Annotated in this window: 18 protein-coding genes; 2 read left to right on the forward strand and 16 right to left on the reverse strand. The window is 55.2% G+C overall.

All coding sequences use genetic code 11. From position 1 onward, the window contains the following. Window positions 1-7: 7 nt before the first annotated feature. Entirely contained in the window at window positions 8-454 is a 447-nt protein-coding gene (locus OS112_02655; GenBank protein WAC05543.1) for a metal-dependent transcriptional regulator, read from the forward strand. A gap of 105 nt (window positions 455-559) precedes the next feature. Here the strand turns inward: OS112_02655 and OS112_02660 are convergent, their stop codons facing one another. The 5 genes from OS112_02660 to OS112_02680 form a co-directional block, all read right to left on the reverse strand. Continuing rightward, complete coding sequence (locus OS112_02660) at window positions 560-1,522, reverse strand: radical SAM protein (protein ID WAC05544.1); 963 nt, start codon at window positions 1,520-1,522, stop codon at window positions 560-562. 90 nt (window positions 1,523-1,612) lie between these two features. Then, complete coding sequence (locus tag OS112_02665; protein WAC05545.1) at window positions 1,613-2,032, reverse strand: DUF134 domain-containing protein; 420 nt, start codon at window positions 2,030-2,032, stop codon at window positions 1,613-1,615. Beyond that, the gene (locus tag OS112_02670) at window positions 2,010-2,897 is read right to left on the reverse strand and encodes an ATP-binding protein (GenBank protein WAC05546.1); all 888 of its coding nucleotides are present in this window, start codon (window positions 2,895-2,897) and stop codon (window positions 2,010-2,012) included. Before OS112_02670 ends, OS112_02665 begins: the two co-directional genes overlap by 23 nt. Then, window positions 2,897-3,748: an ATP-binding protein gene (locus OS112_02675; GenBank protein WAC05547.1), complete on the reverse strand. Its 852-nt coding sequence runs from the start codon at window positions 3,746-3,748 to the stop codon at window positions 2,897-2,899. Before OS112_02675 ends, OS112_02670 begins: the two co-directional genes overlap by 1 nt. A 60-nt stretch (window positions 3,749-3,808) precedes the next feature. Continuing rightward, window positions 3,809-4,144, reverse strand: a complete 336-nt coding sequence (locus OS112_02680) for a NifB/NifX family molybdenum-iron cluster-binding protein (protein ID WAC05548.1) — start codon at window positions 4,142-4,144, stop codon at window positions 3,809-3,811. Between the two features lie 160 nt (window positions 4,145-4,304). On the opposite strand from OS112_02680, the gene OS112_02685 reads away from it, so the two are divergent. Further along, entirely contained in the window at window positions 4,305-5,159 is an 855-nt protein-coding gene (locus OS112_02685) for an MBL fold metallo-hydrolase (GenBank protein WAC05549.1), read from the forward strand. A gap of 271 nt (window positions 5,160-5,430) precedes the next feature. On the opposite strand, the gene mcrA is transcribed toward OS112_02685, so the two are convergent. The 11 genes from mcrA to OS112_02740 form a co-directional block, all read right to left on the reverse strand. Next, window positions 5,431-7,119, reverse strand: a complete 1,689-nt coding sequence (mcrA, locus tag OS112_02690; protein ID WAC05550.1) for a coenzyme-B sulfoethylthiotransferase subunit alpha — start codon at window positions 7,117-7,119, stop codon at window positions 5,431-5,433. A 2-nt stretch (window positions 7,120-7,121) separates the two neighbouring features. Continuing rightward, window positions 7,122-7,889 (reverse strand): coenzyme-B sulfoethylthiotransferase subunit gamma, encoded by a 768-nt coding sequence (gene mcrG, locus OS112_02695; GenBank protein ID WAC05551.1) that lies wholly within the window; start codon window positions 7,887-7,889, stop codon window positions 7,122-7,124. 6 nt (window positions 7,890-7,895) lie between these two features. Beyond that, on the reverse strand, window positions 7,896-8,531 hold the full coding sequence (mcrC, locus tag OS112_02700) for a methyl-coenzyme M reductase I operon protein C (GenBank protein ID WAC05552.1): 636 nt from the start codon (window positions 8,529-8,531) through the stop codon (window positions 7,896-7,898). A 2-nt stretch (window positions 8,532-8,533) separates the two neighbouring features. Next, window positions 8,534-9,004 (reverse strand): methyl-coenzyme M reductase operon protein D, encoded by a 471-nt coding sequence (gene mcrD / locus OS112_02705; protein ID WAC05553.1) that lies wholly within the window; start codon window positions 9,002-9,004, stop codon window positions 8,534-8,536. Between the two features lie 16 nt (window positions 9,005-9,020). Continuing rightward, the gene (mcrB, locus tag OS112_02710) at window positions 9,021-10,334 is read right to left on the reverse strand and encodes a coenzyme-B sulfoethylthiotransferase subunit beta (GenBank protein WAC05554.1); all 1,314 of its coding nucleotides are present in this window, start codon (window positions 10,332-10,334) and stop codon (window positions 9,021-9,023) included. A gap of 467 nt (window positions 10,335-10,801) precedes the next feature. Then, on the reverse strand, window positions 10,802-11,602 hold the full coding sequence (locus OS112_02715; GenBank protein ID WAC05555.1) for a formylmethanofuran dehydrogenase subunit C: 801 nt from the start codon (window positions 11,600-11,602) through the stop codon (window positions 10,802-10,804). Window positions 11,603-11,618: 16 nt separating this feature from the next. After that, window positions 11,619-13,325 carry a formylmethanofuran dehydrogenase subunit A gene (locus OS112_02720; GenBank protein WAC05556.1) on the reverse strand — a complete coding sequence of 569 codons (1,707 nt, stop codon included), beginning with the start codon at window positions 13,323-13,325 and terminating at the stop codon, window positions 11,619-11,621. Between the two features lie 2 nt (window positions 13,326-13,327). Next, on the reverse strand, window positions 13,328-14,644 hold the full coding sequence (locus tag OS112_02725) for a formylmethanofuran dehydrogenase subunit B (GenBank protein ID WAC05557.1): 1,317 nt from the start codon (window positions 14,642-14,644) through the stop codon (window positions 13,328-13,330). Window position 14,645: 1 nt separating this feature from the next. Further along, a complete protein-coding gene (locus OS112_02730) occupies window positions 14,646-15,044 on the reverse strand; it encodes a molybdopterin dinucleotide-binding protein (GenBank protein WAC05558.1) in 399 nt (132 codons plus the stop codon). A 14-nt stretch (window positions 15,045-15,058) separates the two neighbouring features. Further along, the gene (locus OS112_02735) at window positions 15,059-15,484 is read right to left on the reverse strand and encodes a hydrogenase iron-sulfur subunit (GenBank protein ID WAC05559.1); all 426 of its coding nucleotides are present in this window, start codon (window positions 15,482-15,484) and stop codon (window positions 15,059-15,061) included. After that, complete coding sequence (locus OS112_02740; GenBank protein WAC05560.1) at window positions 15,484-17,622, reverse strand: CoB--CoM heterodisulfide reductase iron-sulfur subunit A family protein; 2,139 nt, start codon at window positions 17,620-17,622, stop codon at window positions 15,484-15,486. The genes OS112_02735 and OS112_02740 overlap by 1 nt, the downstream gene beginning before the upstream one ends. Window positions 17,623-17,632 lie beyond the last annotated feature (10 nt).

Genomic DNA, 17,632 nt, shown 5'->3' on the forward strand with positions numbered 1-17,632 from the left:
GAAGAACATGAGACCAAAAACAATCGAAGAGTACGTGGAGAATATCGACATACTTGAAAAAACAGATGGAACAGCATCTACCGGTGCGCTGGCATCGCGAATGGGGGTCAGACCTCCTTCAGTCACAGAAATGCTGCAAAAACTAAAAAGAGAGGGTTTTATCCATTATGAATCCTATGCCGGGGCAACCCTCACCGGCTCCGGGAAAAAAATTGCACGCGAGTTGATGCAGAAACACCGTATTATTGCGGACCTTCTGGAGATCTTCGGTGTTGAACGGGAAATGGCAGAGGTCGACGCCTGCCAGATCGAGCATCATGTCAGCCCCGAAACATTAAAAACACTGGAAAAATTTGTGGAATTTGTCAGGAATGATCCGGTAACAACCGAATCGATCCGCTGTTTCATGTCATCCTGCCAGCGCAGGAGACCAAAAAATAAGGACCGGAAATAATCCCGGTCTGTACCTTCCGTCATCACTATACACAGAATACTTGTGTCATGCGGTGAAGAACCGGTCGAAGAGTGCGGTGTTGTTCCCGGGGATGGTAACATTCATTCAGGTATGTCCCCTGCCATCAGGTTTCTGGCAAATCGTATAAAAAACCCCACGCGTTCCCCGCTGCGAGGTTACTACTCCCTCCCTTTCAAGCACGACGAGGATTTTTGCCACCTCCCCGCCGCTCAGGCCTGTCGTGCGGACAAGATCCTCAATGGTAGAAGGTCTCCGGCAGATGGTTGAATGGATGAGGTCACCTGCTTCTGTGTTCACCTTCGTTGCTTGAGAAACGGGAAGTATTCTGCTGACAATCCTGATATCCTGGACCCCGAGTAACCCACGGACTCGTTCCAGTTCAGCATCCGGTGCCGCTTGTACCCAACCTTCCGCGGGAGGCCGGTCAACGGTGTTTAACTGGACGCGATCCGGATTGATTCGTTCAATTGCCCTTTTAAGTCCGGCCAGTTCCTCTGCCGTGGTATTCAGGCCGGGGATGACGAACACTTCGAGCCAGAGAGCACCGGAATACGTCTTTTGGAACTCCACAATCCCTGTAATGATCTCCTCTATCCTGAGCGAGGGGTGGGGGCGATGGATTCGCTCAAAGGTCTTCTGGGATACCGATGTCAGGGTCGGGATTACCCGGTCTGCAGAGGCCAGCTCCTCCTGCACATCCCTGTCGGTCAGAAGGCTTCCATTGGTCAGGACGCTCATGGTATATTCCGGGTACTCGTTTTTCACAAAGGTGATGACTCTCCCCAACGACAGGGAGAGTGTAGGTTCACCGGAACCAGCAAGCGTGATCGAATCGAGATACGGACGGGAGGCGAGCACGTTGTGGAGTTCGGTGATTACATCTTCCGCGGGAAAAAAGTCCTGCCGCGTGACGGTATGCAGGGTGGTCGGTCCGCATTCGCAATAGGCACAATTGTACGAACAGGTCTTGAAAGGGATCAGGTCGACACCGAGTGAAAGCCCGAGCCTGCGGGAGAGGACCGGTCCGAAGATATGTCGCGTGGTCATCTGAAGTTCTCCGATGTACTGCCATTCAGATATGTAAAAACAATACCAGATACAGCATTTCTCCTATCATTTACTGTGATCGTTCTTTTCTCAATCCACTGGGCTATCTGGCCAGGTGTTGCTGTCACTGCCATTCGCTTTTATGCAGGCCCCCGCATTCCGACGCGGGCAGATTCCCGATTGCCTGCGCAGGCACCCCCCGATCTCAAGGGATTTGCCATGTATCAGTGCATCCGCGATCTTGCGATGCGCCTCGTGGATGTCCCGCCAGATAGTCTTTCTGGATACTCTGAGAACTGCTGCTGCCTGCTCCTGCTCCATGTCCTGCAGATCGATCAGATCCAGCACCGCTATTTCTTCAGGAAGCAGCAAAACCACTTCTTCCTTTTCGTTTGGATTACACTGTGGCGCATAGCACCGTGGTGATGCATCCCGTTTAAAAGAGCGGTTCATGCGCGGCCGTCCCCGCCGCCGGCAGTATCCTTCTTTATCCCCGGCGGTTTCCATCATGCATAAGTTCCTTCTCTAGGTTAGCTGCCAGTATTTGAATGGCTTGTGCTGCAGGGGATGTACCTGTATGAATCACGGAAACTCCATTTCTCACCGAGTCTATGACTGCGGGATCGAAGGGGATCTTCCCTATCAGGGGAATGCCCTCTTCACGGCACCAGAGTTGTATTGCTTCCGTGAGGGACTGCTCCAGATCGAACCGGTTGATTGCAACAAGGATCTGTGGCCGGAACTGGCGGCAGACTGCCACCACCCGTTTGAGATCATGGAGCCCCGAGACACTTGGCTCAGTGACAATCAGCACAACGTCAACACCACTGATTGTGGAGATCAGCGGACAACCGGTTCCGGGTGGACCATCGATCAGGAAGAGATCAGAATTTTGATTTTGCTCTATTGCAGTCTTTTTCACTGCGTGGACAAGCAGCCCGGAGTTGCCCGCACCCGGTACAAGCTGTGCATGAACGAGATGTCCCCGTTCAGTATCCGAATACTTGATCTCACCTGTCTGTCGGGGCTGCATGGTGACTGCGGCAGCATGGCAGACATAGGTGCAGACAGCACATCCTTCACAGCGAACCAGGTTCACACGGTATGCATCTCCGTTACGTTCAATTGCACTGAACCGGCAGTGCTCCATGCATTCCCCGCACTGCGTGCAGAGGTCGGGATCGATGACCGCGGTTTTCATCCCCATGAACGGTTTCGTGCGGATCAGCTTCGGGCTAAGAAGGAGCTCAAGGTTCGCAGCATCCACGTCACAGTCTGCAAGCACGAGGTTTCCGGGGAGGAGCTCGGCAAGCGCAGCGGTGATCATCGTCTTTCCCGTTCCCCCCTTTCCGCTGATAACTGCAATCCGGATCATCAGTTCTCACCGGCAAGCGTGCTGCATTTGACAAAGAGGGCGAAAAATTCTTTCTGCCACTCCGGTTGTACCCGGCAGAGAAGATCTCCCCTGCTCTGGATGGCGGCGATCTCGCGGTCAAAAGGAATGGTCATCATCACCTCAAGGTCATTATCCGTGCAGAACTCAAGAGTTTCCTCATCCTTTCCATCGCTCCGGTTGATGACGATGCCTGCGGGGACTCCCAGGCGGGCGGCAACATCTACGGCAAGATGAAGGTCATGCAGGCCAAAAGGGGTGGATTCCGTAACAAGGATGCAGGCATCACACCCGTCCAGCGTCTCAACAACCGGGCAGGAAGTGCCCGGAGCAGTATCGCAGATCACAAGGGGATCGCCCGCTGCCAGTTTTTTTGCTGCCCTGATGACCGGAACTGCATGGGGATTTCCTGTGTCCAGCATTCCTGAAATCAGCTTCAGGTTGGCCAGCGGCGTGGTGATTGTTGTGGTTCCAATCCGTTTTGGCTCTTCGTGGATGGCATCGTTCGGGCAGACCAGCGTGCATCCCCCGCAGGAATGGCAAAGCTCGGGAAAGAAGAGGACCCGGCTGCGAAGCACGGTCATCGCGCCATACTGGCAGAACTCCCCGCACAGCCCGCAGTATTGGCAGGTCTTTTGATCGACAACCGGTACCGGCACGGTAATTTCGGTTGTAGTAAAAGGAGCCGGAAAGAAGAGATGGAGGTTGGGCTCCTCAACATCGCAGTCGATGAGCGTAACCTGTCTGGACTGGGAGAGCGTGAAGGCAAGGTTTGCGGCTACCATACTCTTGCCGGTACCGCCTTTACCGCTTGCAACTGCAAGTCTCATCATGTGTCCCGCTGTTTATTCACAGGCAGGATTTCCCGTCCGTGGATTCCTGCCCGCATCTCCCTACCCTGAGCGTACAAGGGAATTTTTCAAAAACTGGTTGAATGCGTCCTTTACCGATCCGCCGGACTGGTATGAGTACATCACAATCCCTGCAGCTGTGAGGACTTCCCGTGTGTTCCCGCCAACCTGCCCGCTGATCAAGGCCTTTACGTCATGCGCGATAAGTATTTGGGCGGCTTTGGGACCAACACCTCCCGCACCATCAGCATACGGGTTCCGGATCACTTCAAAGGATCCGGTCTCGCTTTCAAGAATGATAAAATAAGGTGCACGCCCAAACCTCTCCTCTGAGGGGGAGTCGAGGGTTTCACCTTTTGCTGTAAAACATACTTTCATGCTCTCTGCCTCTGATTATTACTCATATGCGCATAACTCATTTAAATGATCGTATCATTCCCCGATGAATGATGGAAAGGAGTGAAACGAAATTTCCGTTAGTATGCCCCCTGTCACAGGAAAGAGAAATCTCATCTCATCGTATGTGTGATACTTCTCCATGACTCCGCAGCTTTCCCTTACGGTTCTTGCTGATAATACAACATTGACTGACCGGTATTTCATCGGTGAACCCGGTCTTTCGTTCTTCCTTACAACAATGGGAAAAAGGATCCTGTTCGATACCGGGTACTCGGATGCATTCCTTGTCAATGCGGAGAAGATGGGAATCAATCTCCTTGACCTTGATATGGTCGTGCTCTCCCACGGGCACTCTGACCATACCGGGGGGATGTTCCCTCTTATCCGGTATATGGCCCGGGCCGGTAAAAGAAGAGAACGACTAAAAATCCCGTCACTTATCGCTCACCCGCATTGTTTCTGTCCCCGCCAGAAAACCCCTGACCCGGATACCTGGTACGTCCTGCCTGAGCACGAGCTGGCCGGGCATTTTACGGTCATTACATCGACCGGCCCCCTCTGGCTCACCGAGAATCTTGTCTTTTTGGGAGAGATTGAACGCAAACCCGGCTTTGAACAGTTTAACCCCGGGAAACGAAAAATTGTAATGCCGGACGGGAGGAAGAGGACTGACCTGATCCGGGACGATTCCGCGCTGGCGTTTTGCGCGGATGATGGGATCCGTGTCATCACCGGCTGCTCTCATTCGGGGATCGGTAACATTGTTGAGCATGCCCGGTCGGTATGCAACAAGAAAAAGGTTATTGATATCATCGGGGGTCTTCACCTCCTGTCCCCCGGTCGGACCCGGCTCAGAAAGACCGGAGAATACCTGCAGGGCCTTCACCTGAAGTCCCTGCATGCCTGCCATTGCACTTCGCTTGCGTCAAAAATCGCACTTGCGGGATATTGCCCGGTAAAAGAGACAGGGGTGGGAACAAAGATCGAGTGGTAGATCTCCGCTCCGTACCGGGCAATCCCCCTATACCCCGTTTTGTTTTTTTATGCACCCCCCTCCTGCCCCCCTCCGGTTCCCGGGCCCGGCTGGTTCCCGTGTCACTGGGATGAATGCGGGCGCTTGGCAGAAGTAAAGGAATATTCTGACAGAGGCTGGGAACTGGTGACGATGTCTGTTACCGGGAAAAAGAGGTCATCAGTTATCGGGTGTGGCTCCTAAAGGCTGCCGGTCAGCTAATAAAAAAAAGAGATTGGTTGTTGTACTGAACTTACCTTGCGGGTATGATCAGTGAGCGCTCTCCAGCGGGCATGAACTCGCGGATTGCACCCTTTGCGAACTCGCGGCGGATTTCGGAGAAGTCGAACTTCAGCGACGGGTCGGCGAATGTGATCTTCATTAAGGGGGACAGGGTCCATGCATCGCCACGTGCAATGTGGGCTGAGCCCGCGATTGCGGCGTATTCTCCCTGGTGACCGACGTTCATTGCATAGTTCGGGTAGTTCGGTCCACGGAGCTCTCCGAGTAATCCCTCGTCGGGACGGATCGACATCGAGTTTGCGGAACCGCACTGGTCCTGCAGGTCGTAGCCGAAGAAGCCGAGACGTGACCAGCCTTCCTTGTGCATGAGCATGGACAGGTACCAGCCGTTCAGGCCCGCGTTGGAGTTGGCGGTTGCCAGTGCAGTGGAGATACCTGATGCTGCGGCAAGGACGGATGCACGCTGTGAGCCACCGAAGTGGGACTCGAGTGCAGTCGGGAACTCCTCGTACTGTTCCATACCGTAGAGGTTGACCTCGGTTGCAATGTCGTTGACGACTTCCTGTGTCGCCTTTGCCTTGCCGATGCCACCGTGTTTCTTCTTGACGTAGTCCACACCGTAGGAGGTGTAGTCATCAAGGATGTTGTCGGTGTATGCTGCGGTTGCATACTGGGTGAACCCGACACCGCCGGACATGTACGATCCGAGCCAGATCTGGTCGAAGAGCATCGTGCCTGCGGCAACGATCTCAAGGGATGACCTTATCGGGTCGTTGGGGTACTTGCGGTCTGACTGGACCATGTCGGCGAAGTGTCCGAACTTGATGCCACCGGGCTCGTTCGGGCCACGTGCACGGCGTGCGGGCAGGATGTCTGCCATCTGGATAACACCGGCGTGCTTTGCGGCGAATGCAAGGTCAGCGACTGCGGCCTCACCGGCGCACATCTTGTACGCGCCGATAAAGGACATACCGATCTGCATTGCAGACCAGCGTGAGGTGGTCCCACCGTCACAGGTCCTGCTGACAGTTGTCGGGATGTGAATGGCTTGCCACATCGACTTGCCGACTGCTGCCTTCAGCTGTGCGGCCATCTTGGCCGGGAAGAGCTTATCGAGGTTTAAGACAAACTGGGGCTCGATGTCGTCTGCCATCTCGTCATCGCCCGTGAAGACCTTGACGTAACAGTCGTCCACGAGTGACGGGTGAGTCTCGACCATGTGTTCCTGAACGACGGCTGCACCAGGCATCGCGTGGTTCAGAACGTGGAGGTACTCGTTGATGGTCTCAGGGGTGACTTCCTTGCCCAGTCTCTTCTGTAAGGTGCCGTGGGCGAGGTCGAGGCCGACGATGATTGTCCTGCGGATGTCGTCCCACATCTGCTGCATTGCAGCGTTGTTGACGAAGTGCAGGTCATCGCCCTCCACAAAGACTCCCGTGGTGCTGACTTCGTAGGTTGTCAGCTGGCGCTGTCCGAGCGGGATACCGCCGCAGTGGCAGCGCTTGGGGTCGTACGCGGAAATGCCGCGGTCCATCGCGACTTTCTGCCCTGCCTTGACGAACTCCATCTTACGCGGGGACTGCTCAAGACCCTTGCGCTCGTAGACCGTGGACATTGCCTGGGGGTCTGCCGCAAACTTTGTCTTCATTGCCTTGAGGAAGAGCTTCTGGGTCCTCTCGATTTTTGCTGCTTTTGCCATGTTCAGGCCTCCTTTGGCATGAAGCCGTATTTCACCCTTAGCGAGTGGATTCGCTGGATGTACTCAACGTATTCTGGGTCGTCGCGGAATCCCGTGCCTGAGACCGAGTGGTACATGGTCGTGTGCGCCTTGAGCCACTTGTTGTCCATCGGCTTGCCGACCTTGACTTCGGTGTCCAATGGTACGCCGACCTGGTCCTTGATGATCTTCACGGTCCCGGTCTTCTTGTCCATGACAAAGCGCTGGAGCATGTCGAACATCATGCCGTTCTCATCGAGACGGAGAGAGTGTCCGTGCACCGTGCATCCGCGGACGCCGGTAAGTGCCGCATCGTAGAGCTCGGTGTTGACGAGTTCCTTTGCGTACTTCTCGAGGTCGCGCTCACGGCACTCGACAATCTGACGGCCTGAGAGAGTACCCGGGTCAATGCCGCGGAAGCGGTATGACTCGACATAGCTTCTCTGGTAGGGCTGGCAGGGTGCGTTGTACATCGAGTCGGTGAACTGGATGTAGCGGACGCGGTCTCCGGCCTTTGCGCCATCAGTCGGGGTCACAAGCTTGCGGATCGGGCAGTTGGGCTCCCCCTGCTCGGCGAGCGGCGGGTGGCAGGATGGATATGCTGCACCGGGTGCCTTGTGTCCCATGATAAGGACAATGTCCTTGTCAGTGACGTCGCGAATCTTTTCCAGCTTGCGGGCCGGGTCCATCTGCTTTCGCCTGTTCTCGGCGATATGAGTCTGGCCTGGTCCATACTGGGGTTTGTATGCCATATTTTCTCACTCCATTATTTCCTTTTTTTTCAAAAGTCTCATGACAGACGAAATGACTTCCGCCATCTTCTCACGTGTAGGGGTCTGGCCGCGGGTAACGCCGCTTACAATCGCCATCACCATACCTTTCGTACGGATCCGGTCTGCGGGCGGCATCACCACGGCGGTCTTCACTCCCTCCTTTGCGAGGTCCTCGTAATCGATCGGGGCCTGGGAAACGACAACTGCCTTCACATCACAGGCCTGGAGAATAAACCTGACCTTGTGCACCACATGGGAACGAACATTCCCGTGGTGGAGGATGGCGATCTTGTGTTTTTCGATCTGGACGATCTCCTTGTCGGTAAGCCCAAAGTAAGCGCCGATGACGCCACCTGCTATTTTCGGTGCGTCCGGCGGCACGCCACTACCGGCGTTCAGCACCAGCGTACTGATGCTGTATTCGACGCCCTGCTGTCGCAGTCCCGAGGTAATATCGCACACCGGCTTGGTCACGTGGCGGCGTCCGGGAGACATCCCGACCACAATGACATCCGGGTACCGGCACTCGGAGATGGTGCCCCTCTGGGCAATGCCGCCTCCTTTACCCATGCCCATCGCCTCGCGGCAGTCAACAACCTGGGTTACTCGTCCAATCGGCATGATTATTTTATTCCCTGGATGATTACGGGGCTGGAACGGCTTTTTGGATCAGCCATTCCGATGATCATTTTGTCCGCGTCCGGGCCGTACTTGCAGTAATCCGTAAGTGAAGGCTCGGTCTTCATGTACTTCCCTTCCTGGATGCGGAAGGAAAAGTCCGTAAAGACCTCCTCGCACGCGGCACGCAGTGCAGGGATAACCTCGCGGTTCTCAAGTTCGAGTATGATGGTGCCTACATGTACCTGCAGTTCCATCTCCTGGTCCCCGACATGGATCGTCTTTCTCATGGAATGAGCATTAGCGAGTCCTTTGGCGGGGCCATAGGTAACGGTTGCGGGAAGGCGTGGTCCATTGAGGACCATGCGCCGGATCCCGGGATGAGCTACAAGTTTGTTCAGCAGGCGTTCCGTTGTCTCGGGGTTAAGGAACCGCTCAGGAGCAATCCTGCACTGGGGGAACGTGGCTTCGGTCATTCGTATCGGGGAGGGTTTATACACCCTTCGCAATTGTCTGGATCGGTCTCTTGAATGAATCAAGCTGGCCGAAGGTGTCCTGGTAGATCTTCGACGTCTGTTCGGGGCCGAACATCTGGGTACCTGCATCAAGACAGCATGCTGCTACGATACAGGGCATACCGACACCGGCTGCGTGACGGGTAACGACGTGGTTACCATTGAAACCACCGGGGCCGCCGCCACCGTAGATCGAGTGGCTGAAGAACGAGAACCCGACTGCGACACCCATGGTACGACCGAAGTCGGAGCCTGGGAGGCCGGTCTCGTGCTCGAGCAGGTCGTTGAAGTAGAGCAGTGTTGCAGAGACTGCCTGTGCGAACCGCCCGGCACCACAGTTGACCATGGTTGCTGCGAGGGTTCCGGCAGATGCGTATGCGTTCCACATCATCGGGTCCTTGGTCTCGTAGAAGATGTAGCCGCTCTTGCCCTTCTTGCCTGCCTTGATGACCTTGTCCTCAATGGCCTGCTCGACAAGGCTCTGCACGACAGTACCGATGGTACCGGTCTTGCCGTTCTTCTTGACGAGGTCGTAGACGAGGTTATTTGCGTTCAATCCTTGGTATGCGTAGAGCAGGAGCTGGGCACGCTCGAACGGGCCGATTGCCATACCCATCTCGAACTCCCCTGCCTGCTCGAAGGTTGCACAGAGTGCTGCACCCTGCATTGCATTCCGGTGGGTCATCATCGCCGCATGGTTTGCGGGGATGTTCCTCAGTGCATAGCCGAGGCCTTCGTTGTTCTGCGGGATGTTTAAGATCGAGACAACGTTGCCGCCGTCCATGTGCATGGTCTGCGGGTAGGTACCCCAGACTGCGCCCTTGACGTAAGCTCCGTCGAACATGCCGACCTTGTACTGGTCAATCAGTGCATAGGTGGTGGCTGCCGCAACTGCGGTTGATGCCGCATCGTAGGTTGCTGCTGCATCCATACGTGCCGTCGGGACCTCGACCAGGATCATCTTGCCGCCGCCGACCTTGGTGATCTTGGTGTTGTCGCCGTCGGTGACCTGGACCATGTCCTTGATCTTGGCTGAAAGTGCGTCACAGTCTTTGACACAGCTGCAGTTCATGCTGCGGCCGAGAATCTGGTTGGACTTCCCGCCCATCTTTCCGGTCTTTAATGCCTCTTCGATACCGGCGAAGTTAACCGCGACGGTCCTCTTGGTGAGGTCGATGATACCTGCTGTTCCCTTGTTGACCAGCGGGCTGACCTTGTCAAGAGTGACATTGCTCTTTAAGAGCTTACCCTCATCGTCGTAGAGGTCGATTGTGTCTTTATATTTTGCCATATAATTTCCTCCATTTTGTGTTTGACATCGATACAATACTGTCACTGAACGATGGCCTGCACTAACAGGTTCACTGATGATGAATGAAAGTCGCTATTGCACGTCCCCTAAGGTGGGACATGATAAGATACCGTACTACGCCATATAAGCGTTGCTATTTTTATCGAGGTTTTTATAGTATATAAGATAAAAAATAATTACATAAAATGGCGGAATGTTCAAATATAGCATATTGGAAAGAATCTTTTTTTTTACTCGGTATTAACAATACAAAAAAACGTGTTACTTGATGATATATTAACAGATAACATTTCCGAATTTTCGGTGCGCTCTTATTAAAAGTTTGTTTCTGGGGCAGTGTGGGGCCCGGCAGGTTTCCGCTGCCGGGCATAACGGAGATGCCCCGTCCGATAATAATATTGTGGTATTGACAGTTTTGCTGGTTTGCGTGAATTTTTTTTGCTTTTTTAAACCTTCTGGTACAGGTTCCCGTACACAATCTGGCCTTTCCGCTTCTTCTTGCGCTCACCGGTGTCACCGATGAAGTGCGCAAACTTTGCCTTTACGCCATCAACTTCGAGATCCACAATGCCTGCGGGCTTGTAGCCCGGCATCATCACGTCAATAGAGCCCAAGACAATGATCGTCCCGTCGACCAGCTGTCCGCCAAGTTTGCTCTTTGCGTTGCCTTTGATGATTACTTTCCCGCCTTCGGCATGGGTCATGACATGGACATCCACATTCCCGCCAATGACAATCTCACCGCCGAGCATGTACATGCCCACGTCGGCCCCAGCATTGCCCTTGACAATAATTTTGCCGCCTGACATCCCGCGCCAGTCGCCCCGGTAGGCAGCGCCAAGATAGTTGCCGGCATTGCCTTCGATGACGAGCTCGCCGCCCTTCATGGCGGTTCCGGCAAACGCATCGACATTGCCCTTGGCAAGGAGCTTGCCCCCGGTCATCCAGGCGCCGGTGTACTGGTCCGTACTGCCTTCGATGACAAGTTCTCCGGCGCTCATCTTCATGCCGAGATACTTGACCTTTTTTACATCCCCCTTGACAAGGATCCGGGTGTCAGTTGCAGTTGCGCCAGCAGTCCCGCTCACCTCGAAATACTTGCCCAGCGTGGATGTCGTGTTCCCTTCATGCACGTGGAGGTCGGTGATCTGTGCCGCGCTCTTTCCTGCGAATTTGTCCGGTGCAACATTGTCTGCCTCTAAATACAGGGCAGGTTGGTTTTTCATGGTAATGGTAACGGTTTCCATTTCTCCATACCTCCCTTTAAGTTGCATCAACCTCGAGTGCAAACGGGTTCGGGATAAAGTGGTGCCCGAGCGCTTCGTAGTTGGCCTGCGTCATGCTGTAGTACTTGATGAACTTCTCGTTGATGTCGCGCATGACCTGCGGGTTCTCCTTGGACTTGACATTGACCCAGAGCGTGCGCTTGTGGCCGTTAGAGATGATCTCGCCGTTGTTCACGACCTGCACACCGCTCTTGAAGACGGCTGCGCAGCGCGAGAAGGCTTTCTCTATGTCGTCTGGGTTTGCCACGGGTTTGTCCGGGTCGAAGTCGTATACAGCAACGTCTGCATCCATACCGGGCTTTAAGCCACCGCACATGGCGGAGAGACCAAGAGATTTCGCCGGGCCTGCACGGGTCATCTGGGCAAGCTCATAAAGTGAGATCTCCTTGTCGAGGCTGCCGATGCTGGTCTGGGAAAGCACCTTGTCCTTGTGCTTGAAGGCGTTAATCTGTGCCTCACGGGCCTTGGTGGACATCAGCCACTTGATGACACGGGGGTAACGGGTGAACGGTCCTGCGTTCGGGTGGTCGGTGGTGATGTAGCAGCGCATCGGGTCTTTCATCATCAGCGCAATCTCAAGACCTATTGCCCACTGGATCGCACAGACCGAAATGGATGGGCTGTAGATATAGGGCACGACACCGGCTGCGGTCTCGAGCTCCACATCACAGTTCGCCCACTTGAGGTGGTTGAGGCCGGTGAGGTGGTGCTCGAACGGGCCGTCGGCCGTCATCGTGGTGGTTTCGTCCAGCGTTACGTTCCCGGTATCGATGGTGATGTTCTTGTTCTTGTTCACGTAGTCCGTGATCTCCTTTGCCTTGGACTCAAAGTCACCCCAGTTCGTCCCGCCATAAGAGTGGAACTGGGAATGGGTTAGATGCATAACCTGCTCGCGGCCGAATTTGTTCTTTGCCTTAAAGCCAGATGCAAGTTTCAGCGTGTCAAGCGTTGTCTCGTAACAACCGGGATTCCCGAGGTTGTTGGGGTGGATGTGCATGGAGTGCGGTAGCCCGAGATACTCGTTTGCCTCGATCAGTCCCTTGATGATCTCTGCGGGAGTGATGTCGAAATACGGCACCGGGTCGTTTACGGACAGGCAGTTCAGTCCCCATCCCCATGCTTCCGTACCTCCGGGGTTCACGACCTTGATCGCAAATCCTTTCGTTGCACGGAGGAGCCACGCACAGTACGCAGCCGTGTTCTCGACCTCGTGGTTCTTGAGGTACTCCATAACAAACCAGTTGTTGCCAAAGACCGGGAACGCCCCTTCATCGATGATCGGGGTGTCGCGGATCTCCTCGTGCACGTGCCGGGAGAAGAGCGGGGGCATTGCCGCTTCCATCGCGGTAGTATAGCCCATCTTGGCATACTCATAGCCGGTCTTGAACGTCGTCGGGATCGAGGCCCCTCCACCCATCCGCTCCATGCCCTTTGTGGGTGTGCAGCTGAAGAGCTTGTCTTCAGGCCGGTAGATCCTGCCAAGGTTGACCTTTGGCCCGGCAATGTGGGCGTGGATCTCCACGGCACCTGCCATGACGGTCTTGCCCTTGGCATCGATGACCTTTGCACCGGAACCGGCTTTTGCGACAATCTTACCATCCTTGATGGCGACGTCAGCCTTGTCCCCCTTGATGCCCTGGACCGGGTCAAATACGTTTCCGTTCTTGATAATGTATTCTGACATGATTATGCTGCCCCCTTGAGCTGTTTGAGCCGGTCTCGGACCTTGATGAGGAACTGCTCATCGGAGAGCATGCCCTCGGGCGGCTCGACAACCTTGCGGCAGTCGATGGGCACGTTGTCCATGCGATAGCAGTTGCCACCGGTTTCTACGCCATTGAATGACACCGGGACATGCAGTTTTGAAACACCGCTCGTGGGTGTTTGGTGCGGGTCAATACAGACCGAGGGCATGTTCGCGATTGGCTTCACGGCGCTGATTGGGAAGTGGGCGCCAGGATCGCTTCCGATGGTAAACATCGCGTCGATTTCGCCCCGTACCAGCAGGTCAATGGAGCTGGTGTCACCAGGGTTATAGCGTGCAAATCCTCTGGAGAGATCAATTGAGTACGGGAACCCGAACTGCCATGCAAACACTTCGCCGGAGCCGGTAACATTGTAATGCCCCCGCATCGGCATGATTGAGTATTTCGTAAACTCGTTAAGGTGTACTGTAAGGGCAATCGCCTCATCAATATTATGGTTTTTCGACAGCGACTGGGTCACACCCATGCCGAAGAAGATGATCCCGAACCGGCCGCTCTTCATCATTTCTGCAGCTTCACGGATCTTCTCCTTGGGGATCCCTGCGACAGAATCCGGGAGCCATTCGTTGTTGAGTGCAACACGAAGTGCATTAAGGAGTTCGTAGTCGCGTCCCTGCTCGATCTGCAGGTGGACATCTGCCATCTTTGCGGTGTCGGTGACACGTGGGTCTACGACAATCATCTTGCGGCTCATCTGTCCCTTGCCGGTGAAGAATCCGCGTGGGAAGATTGAGTACCGCGACATGTGCCGGGGGTGGGCGTGCGCCGGGTTGCAGCCCCAGAATATGATGCGGTCCGCACGGTTCTTGACTTCACCAAGGGTACATGTCGGAAGGCCGATATCCTGCACTGCGATCAGGGTTGTTCCGTGGCAGACTGCAGCGGTATTGTCACAGCATGCACGGGATATTTCGGCAATCTCGTTGCCGACACTCTGGGCTTCACAGTTGGTGGAGCTCCAGCCGTACATGAGGGGCTTTTTCGCTTTGGCGAGCATCTGTGCGGTATACTCTGCCGCCTCATCATAGCTGATTTCTTTCCATGTCCCGTCAGGCTGGTGAAGTCGCGGGCGGGTGACGCGGTCCTTGGACTGGGAGTGCAGGAACTTCTCGGTGCCGATAACGCACGCGTTGTAGACTTCGAGGAGTTTCTTACCATCATCGGACACAACGACTTCAAGATCATCACAGAGCGTCCCGCAGAAGGGACAGATCACATCAGTTATGGTCTTGGTCATATCATTTCACCCCGCATTGTTTCTGCACCAGTTCGATCCCGAGTAGCACGGGTTCGTTGATGGCGACTTCTACGGTGACCGGGGTACCCTTGAACGTGGGCATGCCGGTGGAGTAGGTGTTGGGGTCAACAATGGAATTCGCCCACGGTCCCATGGGGATGAACCCGATGCCCGGGTGCGGTCCCTGGGATGTTTCCATTGCCTTTACGATTACGCTGCCGTGAGGGCTGGTCACCTTGACATTGGTGTTTTTCCAGGCTCCGAGTCTCTTGAGGTCCGATGGATCGAGCTCGATAATCCCGGCAGCAGTGCGGTAGGCGGGTTTTTCCTTCCCGCCTTCAATTGCCACACCCTGCTGGATGCTGCGACCCGAGATCAGGTTCAGATTAATTGCAGCCACTGTGAACTCCTCCGTTACTTACCAGACTCCGTAATCGGGCTCGGACCGAGCTCTTTTACGGTCTTGACGACGTCAGTAATAACCGTCGCCCATTTTGCACCTTCAGATGCCGAGACAAAGGTCATCCGGAAGCGCCGGTCGTCAAGCCCGATGCTCTTCATCAGGCGCTTCACCATGAACATCCGCTTTGCTCCCTTATAGTTGCCCTCAAGGTAGTGGCAGTCGCCGAAGTGGCATCCTGATACGAGTACACCATCCGCCCCGTCAGCAAATGCCTTTAGCACAAAGAGCTGGTCCAGACGCCCGGTGCACATCACGCGAACGACCCTGACATCGGGCGGGTACTGGATACGGCCGCCTCCGGCAAGGTCAGCGCCGGCATAGGAACACCAGTTGCAGAGAAGACCGATGATCTTGGGTTTCCATTCTGCATCAGCCATTACTGTTCACCTCCGAGGAGGAACGCATCGATCTGAGCCACGATCTGCGGGGTGGCAAAGTGGTTCATCCATATGGCGCCACCGGGGCAGAATCCTCCGCAGGTACCGCAGCCTTTACACTTTGCTTCGGTGACTTCCATCACCGTGCGGCCGTCCTTCTCAACGAGAGCAAGGGCACTGTACGGGCAGAGGTTCACACACATGCCGCACCCGGCGCATTTCTCCTCGATGCACATGGCGAAGTACGGCTCGAGCTCGACTTCTCCCTTGTGGATCGGGATGCTTGCGGCCGATGCAGCGCCTTCCGCGGAAGCCACCGCGTCAGGAATATCCTTTGGTCCCTGGCAGGCACCGGCAAGGAACACACCGGCAGTTGTCGTACCGCAGGGGTTCAGCTTCGGGTGGGCTTCCAAGAGCCAGCCGTCCATCGAACACGAAACACCGAACAGTTTGCGTGTCCTGTTGGTATCTTCAGACGGCTGCACTGCAGCTGCAAGCACCACGAGGTCGACTTCCATGTCAACCGGGCGGTTGAGAAGGGTGTCGTCGGTATACACGTGGAGGTTCTTGGTGACCGGGTCTTCGAGAATGTTTGCCACGCGGCCGCGGATAAACTTCGCCCCCTCGTCCTGGATGCGGTAATAGAACTCTTCATACATCTTGCCGAATGAACGGATATCCATGTAGAAGAGATATGACTGCACACCAGGAATCTTTTCGTAGATCTGGTGGGCGTGCTTGAGTGAGTACATGCAGCAGAATCGTGAACAGTACGGTTTGCCGATGCCTGTGTTGTCACGCGAGCCGGCGCAGAGCACAAATGCCACGCGCTTGGGCGTCTCGCCATCGCTCGGGCGGACAAGGTGACCGGAAGTCGGGCCGGATGCACAGATCAGCCGCTCGAACTCAAGGCTCGTGACGACGTTCTCGAATTTCTTGTATCCCCACTCGGTCTTCTTCTCGATGGGGAAGAGGTCGTACCCGATAGCAAGGACTGCTGTCCCCACCTTGATCTTGACCAGTTCATCCTTCTGTTCGAGATCGATTGCCTTCTTTTCGCCGCATGCTGTTATACAGAGACCGCACTTGATACAGGAGTCAAAGTCAATGGTGTACAGGAGCGGCACTACCTGCGGGTGACTGATATAGATCGCTTTGCGGGGCTTCATGCCCATCTCGAAATCGTTGGGCTTGATAACCGGGCACGGCGCTTCACAGTCACCGCAGCCATTGCAGCCGCCGCCGACAATCCCTCGGGCGTCCGCCTCCGCCATGGTAAGGACACCATGGGCTTTCTTCCGGATGGTCACGTCAAAGTTGCCGATATATCCTTCAACGGCTTCGACCTCGCTGTAGGTCATCAGTTCGATATTGGGGCTTCTCCCGACATCCACCATCTTTGGTGTTAAAATACACTGTGAACAGTCCAGCGTCGGGAAGGTCTTGTCCAGCTGGGACATCTTTCCGCCGATGGTCGGTTTCGATTCAACGAGGTATGTCTTGATCCCTGCTGCGGATAGATCGAGTGCTGCCTGCATACCGGCAACTCCAGCACCGACGACCAATGCCGCGTGTTCAACAGGAACCGTCTTCGGGAACAGGTCCTGCAGGAGCGATGCCTTGGCAACGGCAATCCGCACGGCATCCTTTGCCTTTGCGGTCGCACCTTCGCGGTCGTGCATGTGCACCCACGAGTTCTGTTCGCGAATGTTTGCCATCTCGAACCGGAACGGGTTGAGGCCGCCTTCCTTTGTGGCAGTCCTGAATGTCGGTTCATGGAGACGCGGGGAACATGCAGCAACAACGGTGCCGGTCAGCTTCTGCTCCCTGATTGCCTTCATTATCACTTCCTGCCCGGGCATCGAGCACACGTACTTGTAGTTGTCAACATAGGCGACATTCGGGAGGGTTTTTGCATAGTCCTGCACGGCAGTGATATCCAATGAACCGGCGATGTTGGTACCGCAGTGGCAGATAAATACGCCGATGCGGGGCTGTTCCTTGCTGCCGGTGGTCGGTGCTGCCTTTGCGGGAGCCTGCTTGGGTGCTGGTGCTGCCTGCTTCTTTGCCTCCTGTTTTACCGGGGCTTCCTTCTTTACTTCCATCTTCTTGGACCCTGCTTTCTTCTTTTCAGCCATCTTTCTCACC

This window comes from Methanoregula sp. (genome assembly GCA_026625165.1).
Classification (GTDB): Archaea; Halobacteriota; Methanomicrobia; order Methanomicrobiales; family Methanospirillaceae; genus MVRE01.

Excerpts from the sequence above, each read along its gene's own strand:
- OS112_02655 (WAC05543.1), top strand. The coding sequence starts at position 8 with ATGAGACCAAAAACAATCGAAGAGTACGTGGAGAATATCGACATACTT.
- OS112_02660 (WAC05544.1), bottom strand. The coding sequence starts at position 1,522 with ATGACCACGCGACATATCTTCGGACCGGTCCTCTCCCGCAGGCTCGGG.
- OS112_02665 (WAC05545.1), bottom strand. The coding sequence starts at position 2,032 with ATGATGGAAACCGCCGGGGATAAAGAAGGATACTGCCGGCGGCGGGGA.
- OS112_02670 (WAC05546.1), bottom strand. The coding sequence starts at position 2,897 with ATGATCCGGATTGCAGTTATCAGCGGAAAGGGGGGAACGGGAAAGACG.
- OS112_02675 (WAC05547.1), bottom strand. The coding sequence starts at position 3,748 with ATGATGAGACTTGCAGTTGCAAGCGGTAAAGGCGGTACCGGCAAGAGT.
- OS112_02680 (WAC05548.1), bottom strand. The coding sequence starts at position 4,144 with ATGAAAGTATGTTTTACAGCAAAAGGTGAAACCCTCGACTCCCCCTCA.
- OS112_02685 (WAC05549.1), top strand. The coding sequence starts at position 4,305 with ATGACTCCGCAGCTTTCCCTTACGGTTCTTGCTGATAATACAACATTG.
- mcrA (WAC05550.1), bottom strand. The coding sequence starts at position 7,119 with ATGGCAAAAGCAGCAAAAATCGAGAGGACCCAGAAGCTCTTCCTCAAG.
- mcrG (WAC05551.1), bottom strand. The coding sequence starts at position 7,889 with ATGGCATACAAACCCCAGTATGGACCAGGCCAGACTCATATCGCCGAG.
- mcrC (WAC05552.1), bottom strand. The coding sequence starts at position 8,531 with ATGCCGATTGGACGAGTAACCCAGGTTGTTGACTGCCGCGAGGCGATG.
- mcrD (WAC05553.1), bottom strand. The coding sequence starts at position 9,004 with ATGACCGAAGCCACGTTCCCCCAGTGCAGGATTGCTCCTGAGCGGTTC.
- mcrB (WAC05554.1), bottom strand. The coding sequence starts at position 10,334 with ATGGCAAAATATAAAGACACAATCGACCTCTACGACGATGAGGGTAAG.
- OS112_02715 (WAC05555.1), bottom strand. The coding sequence starts at position 11,602 with ATGGAAACCGTTACCATTACCATGAAAAACCAACCTGCCCTGTATTTA.
- OS112_02720 (WAC05556.1), bottom strand. The coding sequence starts at position 13,325 with ATGTCAGAATACATTATCAAGAACGGAAACGTATTTGACCCGGTCCAG.
- OS112_02725 (WAC05557.1), bottom strand. The coding sequence starts at position 14,644 with ATGACCAAGACCATAACTGATGTGATCTGTCCCTTCTGCGGGACGCTC.
- OS112_02735 (WAC05559.1), bottom strand. The coding sequence starts at position 15,484 with ATGGCTGATGCAGAATGGAAACCCAAGATCATCGGTCTTCTCTGCAAC.
- OS112_02740 (WAC05560.1), bottom strand. The coding sequence starts at position 17,622 with ATGGCTGAAAAGAAGAAAGCAGGGTCCAAGAAGATGGAAGTAAAGAAG.